Origin of the sequence: Streptomyces sp. CB02366 (assembly GCF_001905905.1) — a bacterium.
GTDB lineage: Bacteria > Actinomycetota > Actinomycetes > Streptomycetales > Streptomycetaceae > Streptomyces.
Window position 1 is genome coordinate 953388 of record NZ_LIVT01000003.1, and the last position, 13030, is coordinate 966417.

The 13030-nt window shown below is 70.9% G+C and carries 11 protein-coding genes and 2 tRNA genes; 8 read left to right on the plus strand and 5 right to left on the minus strand.

Features of this window, described 5'->3' with window-relative positions; translation table 11 throughout:
* Nucleotides 1–197: 197 nt before the first annotated feature.
* The 4 genes from gyrB (at nt 198) to AMK24_RS12900 (ending at nt 5824) form a co-directional block, all read left to right on the plus strand.
* On the plus strand, nt 198–2267 hold the full coding sequence (gene gyrB, locus AMK24_RS12885) for a DNA topoisomerase (ATP-hydrolyzing) subunit B (RefSeq protein WP_073768215.1): 2070 nt from the start codon (nt 198–200) through the stop codon (nt 2265–2267).
* Between the two features lie 47 nt (nt 2268–2314).
* Nucleotides 2315–4957, plus strand: a complete 2643-nt coding sequence (gyrA, locus tag AMK24_RS12890) for a DNA gyrase subunit A (protein ID WP_073768217.1) — start codon at nt 2315–2317, stop codon at nt 4955–4957.
* A gap of 94 nt (nt 4958–5051) precedes the next feature.
* Nucleotides 5052–5672 (plus strand): DUF3566 domain-containing protein, encoded by a 621-nt coding sequence (locus AMK24_RS12895; RefSeq protein WP_073768219.1) that lies wholly within the window; start codon nt 5052–5054, stop codon nt 5670–5672.
* A 78-nt stretch (nt 5673–5750) separates the two neighbouring features.
* Nucleotides 5751–5824, plus strand: a tRNA-Ile gene (locus AMK24_RS12900).
* Between the two features lie 79 nt (nt 5825–5903).
* Here AMK24_RS12900 and AMK24_RS12905 read toward each other — a convergent pair.
* Together AMK24_RS12905 and AMK24_RS12910 are read right to left on the minus strand one after the other, a co-directional pair.
* Nucleotides 5904–6089, minus strand: a complete 186-nt coding sequence (locus tag AMK24_RS12905; protein ID WP_242435134.1) for a hypothetical protein — start codon at nt 6087–6089, stop codon at nt 5904–5906.
* Nucleotides 6090–6283: 194 nt separating this feature from the next.
* On the minus strand, nt 6284–6661 hold the full coding sequence (locus tag AMK24_RS12910; protein ID WP_073768223.1) for a DUF6344 domain-containing protein: 378 nt from the start codon (nt 6659–6661) through the stop codon (nt 6284–6286).
* Between the two features lie 290 nt (nt 6662–6951).
* Between AMK24_RS12910 and AMK24_RS34725 the strand changes: the two genes are divergently transcribed.
* Nucleotides 6952–7086 carry a DLW-39 family protein gene (locus AMK24_RS34725; protein ID WP_003958712.1) on the plus strand — a complete coding sequence of 45 codons (135 nt, stop codon included), beginning with the start codon at nt 6952–6954 and terminating at the stop codon, nt 7084–7086.
* Between the two features lie 323 nt (nt 7087–7409).
* Nucleotides 7410–8744, plus strand: coding sequence for a hypothetical protein (locus tag AMK24_RS12920; RefSeq protein WP_073768892.1), 1335 nt, complete (start codon nt 7410–7412; stop codon nt 8742–8744).
* Between the two features lie 55 nt (nt 8745–8799).
* Here the strand turns inward: AMK24_RS12920 and AMK24_RS12925 are convergent, their stop codons facing one another.
* The gene (locus tag AMK24_RS12925) at nt 8800–10284 is read right to left on the minus strand and encodes a serine/threonine protein kinase (protein ID WP_073768225.1); all 1485 of its coding nucleotides are present in this window, start codon (nt 10282–10284) and stop codon (nt 8800–8802) included.
* Nucleotides 10285–10502: 218 nt separating this feature from the next.
* Nucleotides 10503–11051 (minus strand): helix-turn-helix domain-containing protein, encoded by a 549-nt coding sequence (locus AMK24_RS12930; protein WP_073768227.1) that lies wholly within the window; start codon nt 11049–11051, stop codon nt 10503–10505.
* Between the two features lie 178 nt (nt 11052–11229).
* On the opposite strand from AMK24_RS12930, the gene AMK24_RS12935 reads away from it, so the two are divergent.
* Nucleotides 11230–11302 (plus strand) — tRNA-Ala (locus AMK24_RS12935).
* 267 nt (nt 11303–11569) lie between these two features.
* Nucleotides 11570–12154 carry a TerD family protein gene (locus AMK24_RS12940; protein WP_073768229.1) on the plus strand — a complete coding sequence of 195 codons (585 nt, stop codon included), beginning with the start codon at nt 11570–11572 and terminating at the stop codon, nt 12152–12154.
* Nucleotides 12155–12258: 104 nt separating this feature from the next.
* Here the strand turns inward: AMK24_RS12940 and AMK24_RS12945 are convergent, their stop codons facing one another.
* The gene (locus tag AMK24_RS12945; protein WP_073768894.1) at nt 12259–12978 is read right to left on the minus strand and encodes a DUF5324 family protein; all 720 of its coding nucleotides are present in this window, start codon (nt 12976–12978) and stop codon (nt 12259–12261) included.
* Nucleotides 12979–13030 lie beyond the last annotated feature (52 nt).

The window sequence follows — 13030 nt, forward strand, 5'->3', positions numbered from 1 at the left end:
GGCCTCTTGGAGCCCCTTCCCGAATATGGGGAGTCGTCAGCCGCTCATTCAGGGCGGCACATGCGTACTCAGGTACCGGCAAACCCCCACTCATGTCAGCGCTACCGGTAGACTGGTGAGTAATCCCGCCGCTGAGGCGGGAGTCGTCGATACAAGCCGAACGACGCAGCCGCTCCCGGTTGTCCGGAGGACGGCCTGTGCTGTGCCAGAAAGGGCGCTTCGTGGCCGATTCCGGCAACCCCAACGAGAACATTCCGTCCACAGCCGGTGAGCCGGGCGAGGCCGCGACCTCGTACGACGCCAGTGCGATCACCGTGCTGGAAGGGCTGGACGCGGTCCGCAAGCGGCCTGGCATGTACATCGGCTCGACCGGTGAGCGCGGCCTGCACCACCTGGTGCAAGAGGTCGTCGACAACTCGGTCGACGAGGCGATGGCGGGCCACGCGGACACCATCGACGTCACGATCCTCCCCGACGGCGGGGTGCGCGTGATCGACAACGGCCGCGGCATCCCGGTCGGCATCGTGCCGTCCGAAGGGAAGCCGGCCGTCGAGGTCGTGCTGACCGTCCTGCACGCGGGCGGCAAGTTCGGGGGCGGCGGCTACGCCGTCTCCGGCGGTCTGCACGGCGTCGGCGTCTCCGTCGTCAACGCCCTGTCCACCCGGGTCTCCGTCGAGGTCAAGACCGACGGCTACCGCTGGACCCAGGACTACAAGCTCGGTGTCCCCACCGCCCCCCTGGCGAAGCACGAGGCCACCGAGGAGACCGGCACCACGGTCACCTTCTGGGCCGACGGCGACATCTTCGAGACCACCGAGTACAGCTTCGAGACCCTCTCGCGCCGCTTCCAGGAGATGGCGTTCCTCAACAAGGGCCTCACCCTCAAGCTCACCGACGAGCGCGAGTCGGCGAAGGCGACGGCGGGCGCGGACAGCGCGGACGCGGCCGAGCCCGCCCAGGAGGAGGCCGCCCGCTCGGTCACGTACCACTACGAAAACGGCATCGTCGATTTCGTGAAGTACCTCAACTCCCGCAAGGGCGACGTCATCCACCAGTCGGTGATCGACATCGAGGCCGAGGACAAGGACCGTCTCCTCTCGGCCGAGATCGCCATGCAGTGGAACACGCAGTACACCGAGGGCGTCTACTCCTTCGCCAACGCGATCCACACGCATGAGGGCGGTACGCACGAGGAGGGCTTCCGCGCGGCGCTGACCTCGCTGGTCAACCGGTACGCGCGGGACAAGAAGCTGCTGCGCGACAAGGACGACAACCTCACCGGCGAGGACGTCCGCGAGGGCCTCACCGCGATCATCTCGGTGAAGCTGGGCGAGCCGCAGTTCGAGGGCCAGACGAAGACCAAGCTGGGCAACACGGAGGCCAAGACCTTCGTGCAGAAGGTCGTCCACGAGCAGCTGACGGACTGGTTCGACCGGAACCCCAACGAGGCCGCCGACATCATCCGCAAGGGCATCGCCGCCTCGACCGCCCGCGTGGCGGCCCGCAAGGCGCGCGACCTGACGCGGCGCAAGGGGCTCCTGGAGAGCGCCTCGCTGCCGGGCAAGCTCAGCGACTGCCAGTCGAACGACCCCACCCAGTGCGAGATCTTCATCGTCGAGGGCGACTCCGCCGGCGGTTCGGCGAAGTCCGGCCGCAACCCGATGTACCAGGCGATCCTGCCGATCCGCGGCAAGATCCTGAACGTCGAGAAGGCCCGGATCGACAAGATCCTCCAGAACACCGAGGTGCAGGCCCTGATCTCGGCGTTCGGCACCGGAGTCCACGAGGACTTCGACATCGAGAAGCTCCGCTATCACAAGATCATCCTGATGGCGGACGCCGACGTCGACGGCCAGCACATCAACACCCTGCTGCTGACCTTCCTCTTCCGCTTCATGAAGCCGCTGGTCGAGGCCGGGCACGTCTACCTCTCCCGCCCGCCGCTCTACAAGATCAAGTGGGGCCGCGACGACTTCGAGTACGCGTACTCGGACCGCGAGCGCGATGCCCTGGTGGCGCTCGGCAAGCAGAACGGCAAGCGGATCAGGGAAGACTCGATCCAGCGCTTCAAGGGCCTCGGCGAGATGAACGCCGAGGAGCTGCGCGTCACGACCATGGACATCGACCACCGGGTGCTCGGCCAGGTCACGCTGGACGACGCGGCGCAGGCCGACGACCTGTTCTCGGTGCTCATGGGCGAGGACGTCGAGGCGCGGCGCTCGTTCATCCAGCGCAACGCCAAGGACGTCCGCTTCCTCGACATCTGAGTCGGCCGTACCAGCCACGCCGCAGCTCGAAAGGACTTTGACCAGCAATGGCCGACGAGAACACCCCCGTGACACCTGAATCCGTGACGACCGAGGAGGAGGTCACCGTCCCCGGCGTGGGGATGCGGGTCGAGCCCGTCCAGCTCGAGACGGAGATGCAGCGCTCCTACCTCGACTACGCGATGTCCGTCATCGTCTCGCGTGCGCTGCCCGACGTGCGGGACGGCCTCAAGCCCGTCCACCGCCGGGTGCTGTACGCGATGTACGACGGTGGCTACCGCCCGGAGAAGGGCTTCTACAAGTGCGCCCGCGTCGTCGGCGACGTCATGGGCACGTACCACCCGCACGGCGACTCCTCCATCTACGACGCCCTGGTGCGCCTGGCGCAGCCGTGGTCGATGCGGATGCCGCTGGTGGACTCCAACGGCAACTTCGGTTCCCCGGGCAACGACCCGGCCGCCGCCATGCGGTACACCGAGTGCAAGATGATGCCGCTGTCCATGGAGATGGTCCGGGACATCGACGAGGAGACCGTCGACTTCCAGGACAACTACGACGGCCGCAACCAGGAGCCGACGGTCCTGCCGGCGCGCTTCCCGAACCTGCTGGTCAACGGCTCCGCCGGGATCGCGGTCGGCATGGCGACCAACATCCCGCCGCACAACCTGCGCGAGGTCGCCGCGGGCGCCCAGTGGTACCTGGAGCACCCGGACGCCTCGCACGAGGAGCTGCAGGACGCGCTGATCGAGCGCATCAAGGGCCCCGACTTCCCCACCGGCGCGCTGGTCGTGGGCCGCAAGGGCATCGAGGAGGCGTACCGCACGGGCCGCGGCTCCATCACGATGCGCGCGGTCGTCGCGGTCGAGGAGATCCAGGGCCGCCAGTGCCTGGTCGTCACGGAGCTTCCGTACCAGACCAACCCCGACAACCTCGCGCAGAAGATCGCCGACCTGGTCAAGGACGGCAAGGTCGGCGGCATCGCGGACGTCCGCGACGAGACCTCCTCGCGGACGGGCCAGCGCCTGGTCGTCGTCCTCAAGCGGGACGCGGTCGCCAAGGTGGTCCTGAACAACCTGTACAAGCACACCGACCTCCAGACGAACTTCGGCGCGAACATGCTGGCGCTCGTCGACGGGGTGCCGCGCACGCTGTCGATCGACGCGTTCATCCGCCACTGGGTGACGCACCAGATCGAGGTCATCGTCCGGCGCACGAAGTTCCGCCTGCGCAAGGCCGAGGAGCGGGCGCACATCCTGCGCGGCCTCCTCAAGGCCCTGAACGCCATCGACGAGGTCATCGCCCTCATCCGGCGCTCCAACACGGTGGAGATCGCGCGTGAGGGGCTGATGGGCCTGCTGGAGATCGACGATCTCCAGGCCAACGCGATCCTGGAGATGCAGCTGCGCCGGCTGGCCGCGCTGGAGCACCAGAAGATCACCGCCGAGCACGACGAGCTCCAGGCCAAGATCAACGAGTACAACGAGATCCTGGCCTCGCCCGCCAAGCAGCGCGCGATCGTGAGCGAGGAGCTGGCGGCGATCGTCGAGAAGTTCGGCGACGACCGGCGCTCCAAGCTGGTGCCCTTCGAGGGCGACATGTCCATCGAGGACCTGATCGCCGAGGAGGACATCGTCGTCACGATCTCCCGCAGCGGCTATGTGAAGCGGACGAAGACCGACGACTACCGCTCGCAGAAGCGCGGCGGCAAGGGCGTGCGCGGGACGAAGCTGCGCGAGGACGACATCGTCGACCACTTCTTCGTCTCCACGACCCACCACTGGCTGCTGTTCTTCACCAACAAGGGCCGGGTCTACCGGGCCAAGGCGTACGAGCTGCCCGACGCCGGCCGGGACGCGCGCGGCCAGCACGTCGCCAACCTGCTGGCCTTCCAGCCGGACGAGAAGATCGCCCAGATCCTCGCGATCCGCGACTACGAGGCCGTGCCGTACCTGATCCTGGCGACGAAGGGCGGTCTGGTGAAGAAGACCGCGCTCAAGGACTACGACTCGCCGCGCTCGGGCGGTGTCATCGCGATCAACCTGCGCGAGACGCCGGACGGCGGGGACGACGAGCTGATCGGCGCCGAGCTGGTGTCGGCCGAGGACGACCTGCTGCTCATCAGCAAGAAGGCCCAGTCGATCCGGTTCACCGCGACGGACGACGCGCTGCGTCCGATGGGCCGCGCCACTTCGGGTGTGAAGGGGATGAGTTTCCGCGAGGGCGACGAACTCCTCTCGATGAATGTCGTCCGGCCCGGTACGTTCGTCTTCACCGCCACCGACGGCGGGTACGCGAAGCGGACCGCCGTCGACGAGTACCGCGTCCAGGGTCGCGGCGGCCTCGGTATCAAGGCCGCCAAGATCGTGGAGGACCGCGGATCGCTCGTCGGCGCGCTGGTGGTCGAGGAGACCGACGAGATTCTCGCCATCACGCTCGGCGGTGGTGTGATTCGTACGCGAGTCAATGAAGTCAGGGAGACGGGCCGTGACACCATGGGCGTCCAACTGATCAATCTGGGCAAGCGCGACGCCGTCGTCGGCATCGCGCGCAACGCCGAGGCCGGTCGTGAGGCGGAAGAGGTCGAAGGGGCCGACGACGCCGAGGGCGAGGCGGCCGGGGTTCACGCCGAGGGCGTGAGCGAGGGCATCGTCGAGGGCACGGAGCCTTCGACCGGGGAGCACGAGGAGTAAGAGCGTGAGTGGAGCCACGGGCGCCGGTTCGGCCGCTTCCGGAGCAGGAGCGAACGGTGCCCGTGGCCCTGCCACGGACTCCCAAGGGGGCACTGTGACGGACACACGAGGGTCTCAGCCCCAGTACGAGGGTTACGCGACCGGGCCGCTGCCCGGCGAGCGTGAGCCCGCACCGGGGCCTTCGGGGCCGTACCACCCGCCCCAGGCGTACCAGGCGCCCGGCGGCGGCACGCAGGGCGGCCAGCAGCGGGCCGGCCAGGGCGGCGGCACTCTGGGGGGCGCGCAGGGCGTGGGCGGCGCTCAGGCGACGCGCAAGCCGCGCACGGGGGCGCGGACCACTCCGCGTACCCGCAAGGCCCGTCTGCGGGTGGCCAAGGCCGACCCGTGGTCGGTGATGAAGGTCAGCTTCCTGCTGTCGATCGCCCTGGGCATCTGCACGGTGGTGGCGGCGGCGGTGCTGTGGATGGTCATGGACGCGATGGGCGTCTTCGAGACGGTCGGCGGCACGATCAGCGAGGCCACCGGCTCGAACGAGAGCAACGGCTTCGATCTGCAGTCGTTCCTGTCGCTGCCGCGCGTGCTCGTCTTCACCTCGGTCATCGCCGTGATCGACGTGGTGCTGGCCACCGCGCTGGCGACGCTGGGCGCCTTCATCTACAACCTCTCGGCGGGCTTCGTGGGCGGCGTCGAGCTCACGCTGGCCGAGGACGAGTAGGGCGCCGGGTATCGATTTTGGGACTGGCCCCGACGTGCGCTAATCTTCAGAGGTCAGCGCGGAGCAGTACAGCGCGGCGGGGCTATAGCTCAGTTGGTTAGAGCGCATCCCTGATAAGGATGAGGCCACAGGTTCAAATCCTGTTAGCCCCACCGGACACGAAGGCCCCCACCGGAGACGGTGGGGGCCTTCTGCGTGTTCCGGTGTTCTGCCGGGGCAGCGGGTGGGGGGTCACAGCGTGGCCGCCCGGATCACCATGCCTACCGGGGTCAGCCCGCAGACGAGGCCGGCTGACAGGAACACGTACGCAAGGGCCTTGAAGATCCCGTGCCGTTGGGCCCGGCAGGCGGCGAAGCAGGTGAAGCTCACGATGGCCAGGCACGGCAGGAGGATGAAGAAGAAACCCAACGCCGCCATGCGGCGCCCCCACTCATCACGCCCCGTCGCCCACGCGGCCGACCGCGTGTGCGGCATCCTCGCAGCCCGTTCCGCGGGGCGGTCATGCCCGGGGGACGGAAGGGTCCCCGGACCACCGGCCGGTTCCGGGCATGCGAAAGGCCCCCGGCCGGTGTGAACCGGACCAGGGGCCCCGGGGTGCGGCGGCGCCGGGATCAGGGAGGTGGCGCCGGGGAGTCGCCTTCCGGGGCTGTGGGGTGGGAGCCGGACTGTCCGGTGCTGTGGGCGGTCTCCGCGGGGTCGACCGCCAGGTGGCGGGTGGCCGGGGAGGAGCCGTGGGCCTCGGCCCGGATGCGCTGCTTCATCGTGGGCGGAAGGGCGCGGTCACGCGGAAGGGTCCATCGGACCGAGGGGGCGTACGGTGTTGCGGCGGTGGCTGCCGTGTGCTCGTGGGTCGTGGCGCTCGGCGGCAGGGCGGCGTTCGTGGCGTTCGCGGTGCTCGCCGCGGCGGTGGCGAGGCCCAGCGACGCCAGGAGGGCGAAGAAGGCGGTGACGAAGGCGGTCCAGATGTTCTTGGGCTGGAAGGTGCTCATGGCCCCTCGCTTTCGGACGGTCCGGTTGCTGACTTCTCCGATCATGGGGAACCGAGCCGCGAATACGAGGACCGACCCCCGCACTGCACCGATCTTCGGATGAACACCACTCGTATGGTGCAACCGGAGGCGACAGCCTCTCGCGGGGTCCCGAAAGGGGTGCCGAGGAGGCGTGCCGGGCATCGAAGAGGGCTCGCTCCGCGGTCGCGGGCAGGTCACCGATCGGTATCGGCCGGTGTGTATAGTCGGCGGCGGAAGGCCCCAAAACCAAGGAAAGACGAGGTAGCGCGGTGAAGAAGCTTCTCCTGGTCGCACTGGCCGCCATCGGCGGGCTCCTCGTGTACCGCCAGATCCAGGCGGATCGCGCCGAGCAGGATCTGTGGACGGAAGCGACCGACTCCGTGCCCGCGGGTTCGGGTGTGTGAGACGGCACAGTCTGATACGGGCCCCGGTCGCTGAGCGGCCGGGGCTTCGTGCTGTCCGGGCCCTGGTCGGGGGCCGGGACGTGCGGTGGGGGACGCGTGCGGCGGGGGCCGGACCCGAGAATTCACGTAAGCGAACCCATGGCTTGCTTACGTGAATGGCCGTCAGCCGGGGTGTCGGTGCGGTGCGGGCGGGCCGGCGACGCGGACGAACGGGGCGATCCGGGGACGGCCGAAGACAGCGGTGGGGCGGGCGGGGCAGGATGGACCGGCCGCGGCCGGGCGGGCCGACGGCGCCGACGCGTGAGGACGACGAGGGGAAGCGCGTGAAGAGGCAGCGCAACAGGGGCCGGGTGGCGGCCGCGGCACTCGCGGCGATGTGCGCGGTGGCGGTGCTGCCGGGCCGGGTGCACGCGGCGGACCCCGGGGTGTACGCGTTCGATCCCGACGCGAAGAAGGTGCAGGGGGCCACGGCGAACGTCGAGGCGTCCGAGCTGGACGAGGGCGTTCCGTACCGCAGCACCATCCGGCCGGGCGAGAAGCTGTACTACCGGGTCGCGCTGGACGACGTCTCCAACGCCTATGTCTCGGCGGTCGCGGTGCCCGGCGGCAGCGGCCCGGTCGCTTACGGCGACGGCATCGAGGTCAGCCTCCGGGAGACCGACGACACCCGGTGCGGCTCGGAGCGGGCGGTCTTCGGCTCGGGGGAGTACGCCCGCCCCGTCACCGCGTACGCCTACCGGACGATCGAGGAAGGCGCCGCCTCCTGCCAGGAGAGCGGTCAGTACGACGTCCTCGTCGAGCGCGAGACCAAGGACGCCTCCGACACCCGGGCGTGGGACCTGGAGCTGCGCTTCCTCAAGGAACCACGGCTGAAGAACGCCTCCGCCATGCCGACGGAGGCCCCCGAGAGCTGGCCGTCGGCCACGCCGCAGCCCCTGGCCGGCAAGCAGCGGAAGCGGCCCGGCGGCTCCGGGTACTCCGAGGCCACCAGCCTGGAGAACGGCCGCTGGCAGGACACGGTCGCCCCGGGGCAGACCCGCTTCTACCGGGTGCCGGTGGGCTGGGGCCAGCAGATCCACGCCACCGCGGGGCTCTCCAACAGCACGGGAACGGCGACGGAGTTCGTGGGCAGCGCGCTGACGCTGTCGCTGGCCAACCCCGCCCAGGGGTTCGTCTCCGAGGCCTCCCTCTCCTACTCGGGAGGGCCCGCCTCCGCCTCCCTGAGGCCGCTGCCTCCGGTGGCCTACCGCAACCGGTACGACTCCTCGACCCAGGTCAGCGCCATGCGCTTCGCGGGCTGGTACTACCTGGCGGTCTCCCTCAGCCCGAAGCTGAAGGCGTCCTACGGCGCCGCGCCGATCCCGTACGAGCTGTCGGTCCAGGTGAAGAACAGGGCCGGGGAGTCCCCGTACGAAGGCGACGCCGGGGTCTTCGGCGTCACCGACCAGGACCGCGAGGTGGCCCGGAAGGGGCAGAACGCCGAGCAGGCCGCGAAGAGCGGTCCGATGAAGGTGGTCGCCGCGGCGGGGATCGGCACGGGGACCGTGCTGGTGCTCGGGCTGGGCGTCTGGACGCTGCTGGCCCGCCGCCGCGCTGCCGCCCCGGCCCCCTCCGGTACGCCCGGTGCACCGGGCCCCGGAGCGCCGCGGGGCCGGTAGCCGCACGCGGCGGGCCCGCCGTACCGGCTGCCGCCGGTGTCCGGCGGGCCGGCCGTCAGATCTGGGCCAGGGCCCAGACACCGACCGCGAAGCAGATCAGTGCCGCCAGCAGCACCCAGGCCGCCGCCTTCGGGGTCGGTCCCGGAAGCGTGCGCCGTTCAGGCGCGGGGGGCGTGGCGTGCTGCACGGGCGCGCCGGGCGCCGGGGGGAAGGACTGGTGCGGCGGGGGCTGTTGGTGCTGCTGGGCCGTATAGGCGCGGGTGGCGGCGAGGTCGCGCGGTACGCCGGAGGCCGGCGCCCGGGAGGCGTCCGGGGCGCCGACGGCGTACGGGGGCGGTGCTTCCGTCGCGTACGGGGAGGGCGCGTGCGCGGCGTACGAGGCGGGCGGGCCCTGGTGCGGGCCCGGCTGGTCCTGTCGGCCGTGCGGGGCCGGCCGGTGCTCCGAACCGGTCTGCGGGTCCGGCCGGTGCTCCGGACCGGCCTGCGGGCGGGGCCGCTGCGGAGGGGGCGCGAGGTGGAAGCTGCCCGTCTCCGACATCGAGACGGGGGGCGGGGAGGCGGGCTGCGGGCCGGTCGGCCGGGGAACGCTCTGCGGTGCCGCCCCGGCGGCCTCCGGGCCCGGAGCGCCGGCCCCGGAGTCCGAGGAACGCCGGGGGGCGGTGGGCGGCCCGTCGGGCCCGAACCCCGCCGGCAGCGGTCCGATCTGGTCGAACACCTCCACCGGCTCGTCGCCCGGGCCGGGTTCGGGCAGCATCTCGACCGCCGCGGCCAGCGCCTTGCGCGCGCCCGTCGCGGTGCGGAACCGGACGTGCGGGTCGGGCTGGAGCAGGCCGGCGAGCACCTGCCACAGAGGCTCGGGGATGGTGCCGGGGGCGCTCGGCGTGCCGTGCTCGGCGAAGTGCTCCACCAGCGCCTGGGCGTCGGGCTTCTTGCCCTGGAGGAGGTAGAGCGCGACCAGGCCGACCGCGAAGAGGTCCGCCGGGAAGTCGGGCTCGGCGCCCATCAACTGCTCGGGGGCGAAGTAACCGGGGGTGCCGACCACGTAGTCGGTCTCGGTCAGCCGGGGCTCGCCCTTGCGCATCGCGATGCCGAAGTCGGAGAGGCGCAGGTGCGGGCGGCCCGTCCCGGTGGCCTCCAGAAGGATGTTGGCCGGCTTGATGTCCCGGTGCACCACCCCTTCGGCGTGCACCGTGGAGAGGCCCGAGAGCAACTGGTCCAGCAGCAGGCAGACGAAGCGCGGCGGCAACGGGCCGTAGTCGCCGATGAGATGGGCGAGCGAGCCGCCGCCGATCAGATCCATGGTGAACAGGACCTTGTCGTCGTCGGCGGCCCAGCTGGCCGGGGCCAGCACATGCGGGTGCTCGATCCGCAGGGCCTGCTCGCGGACGAAGCGCAGCAGCGTGCGCGCGTCGCTCTGCTGGAGCACCTTGGCGGCGACGTACCTGCGGCGGCGGTGGTCCCAGGCGCGCCAGACGGCGCCGACCCCGCCCCGTCCGATCGGATCGATCAGTTCGTACCGACCGGCGAAGACCTCACCCATTGCGCTGCGCCCGCTCCCCGTTCCCGTGGCCCCGCGGCTTCTGCCGCGGGCCGTGTCCGGCCCCCGTGGTCCGGCGGCACCAGGGCGCTGCGCGGCGCGCGTGCCCTGGTTCCGTCCTGCGGCCCGATTCCCGCGAAGGGCCCTCGGGCCTGCCGTTCGGTTCACGCCGGACCCAGGGGGCCCGGTCCGAACGGAACGCCCCGCTCCGGCGGGACGCCCTAGCTCTGGTGCCCTTCGTAGTGCGCGACCGCGTCCGCGGTGCGCCCCGCGCCGTACACCTTGAGGAACTCTGCCAGCTCCGGGTGGGTGGGCGCGAGGGCGTCCGCGGCGTCGATGATGTCGCCGGCCGCCGCGACCGACCGCAGCAGGGACTGGATCTCGCGCACCACCCGGCGGACGGTGGGAGCGCCGCCGGAGGAGGCGGTCTGGCCCGAGGGGATGAGGACGGACCCGCCCTGCGACTTCTTGATCTCCTCCATGCGGTCGGTGGCCTCGCCGGCGCTGACGCTGCCGTCGGCCACCTGGCCGGCCAGCTCCTGGAGGGCCTGGACGCGCTGGACCACCGCGGGGTTGCCGATCTTGGCGCGCTGGCCGCTCATCAACTGCGAGAGCATCGGGGCCGAGAGCCCGAGCACGGCCGCCAACCGGGCCTGGTTCAGGCCGAGATCATCTATCAGTCGACGGAAGAGCGCCCCCAACGGCTCCCCGTACCAACTGCGTTGAAGTTCTCTGGCTCTTGCCGTCGCCTCTTGCTGCGCTGTGTCCATGGCGTCTCCCCATCCCTGCGGCTTCGCTGCTGCGAACCTTGCGAGCATCTTACGGAGCGTGGTCGTCCACCGGGAGTCCCTATCCTTTTGCAGGATTACGGGGGTCACCCGGTACTCTGGTGCGCGACGGTGGCCCTGGCGCGGACGTGCTGGGCGTTACCCTCGTGCGTAGTGGCCCGGGGCCTTAGCTCAGTTGGTAGAGCGCTGCCTTTGCAAGGCAGATGTCAGGAGTTCGAATCTCCTAGGCTCCACCGCATGAAGACCCCCTTGACCTGCGGAAACGTGGTCAGGGGGGTCTTTTTTTCGTCATGCGGTCCCCGGCGGGGGCCGGGGCTGCGGACCGTTGTGCGGGCGGGTCTGCCGGCCGGGGCCGCGAGGGGGCCGCCGACCGTGTTCCGGGGCCTTCGCACGGTGTTCCGCTTCCGCCCCCGGCGGTCTCCCCCTCCCTGCCGGAAACGAGTGCCGGGGGTACCAGGCACACTTTCTGCACAAGCAGTCGAGCCATTAAGGACTCAGCCATGATCACGTTGACGAAGGAAGACGGGCCCGCGGACCTGGACGGGGTGACGCACCTGAGCATCGGGGCCTCGTGGGACCCGACCGTCGGGAGCAGCGGCGGCCTGATGGGGAAGATCCGGCAGAAGGCCGGCACGGACCTCGACCTGATCGCCATCGCGATGCAGGGCGGGGACCCGGTGCGGCTCGCCGGCCTGGACTCCCTGGACCCTCTGGGCAACGGGTCGCTGGTGCACAGCGGGGACAACCAGACCGGCCACGGGGACGGTGACGACGAGACGGTGACCGTCGAGTTCGCCAGGATTCCCCCGAACATCACGTCGATCGTCTTCGTCGCCGCCGCGTACAAGAAGCGCAGCTCGTTCAGCAACGCGCGCAACATCAGCTTCAAGGTGTACGACGCGACGGGCGGCAGCAGCCAGCAGGTCGCCGACATCTGGCCGAGCATGCTCACCCAGGACAACGGCGTCGCGGTGGCCAAGGCGATCCGGCAGGGCTCGGGGTGGAAGCTCCAGGTGATCAACGAGACCGGGAAGATCAAGCAGGGCGACGAGCACGCCCTCATGCGCTTCGCGGTGAGCCGGTAGCCGGCAGCCGTTCTTTCGGGAGAACACGGGGAACGCGGCTGCGGTGACCGTCCGGCGGTCACCGCAGCCGCGTTCCCGTTCTTCCCGAAGGCCCTCCGCCCGGCTCAGGGCCGGTCGTCGAGGCCCGGGGTGTCGTCCTCGCCCGCTTCGGCCTCGGCCTGCTTGGCCTTGACCTCCGGGTCCAGGTCGGCCCGGTCGCTGCCGTCCACCGAGCTGAGCGGCGAGCGCTCGTCGCCCGTCTCGGTGGCGACGGGCGGCTCGACCAGCCAGTCCGGGTTGGCCTGCTTGTCCCACCAGCGCCAGGCGGCGTACGCGCCGCCGGCCAGGACGCCCAGCACCAGGAAGCCCTTCGCGGCCCGGCCCGCCCTGGCCCGCCGCTGGTGCTTCCTGGCGAGCTTCTGGATCTCCTTGGCCGTCACCTGGGTGCGCAGCGCGGCCAGGGCGGCGGCCCCGCGGGCGGAGGCCTGTTCGGCGACGGGCAGGGCCGCCGCACGGGCCTGCTCCACCCGCGGCGCGGTGTAGTCGGCGGCGCTCCGGGCGGCCCTGCGGGTGGAGGCCGCGGCGCGCTGCGCGGCCTCGTCGACGCGGGGCGGCACGTGCGTACGGGCCTGCTCGATACGGGGCGCGAGATGCGACGCGTACTGGACGCGGGCCTGCTTGGCCGCCTTCGTCACCTTGGGCGCGAGCAGAGCACGCGCTTCGTGCGCGAGGTGGGCCGCCTGTTCCTTGGCCGTGTCGGCATAGGGCGCCACCACTTCCGCGGCGTGCTGCGCGCTGTCCTTCGCCGAGTCGGTTGCGGCGCGCACGCTGTCGATGCGGGTCACGAGATCCTCCTCCTTGGTGGCGGGTAGGTACTCCGCCTGTCCGCCCAGTTCG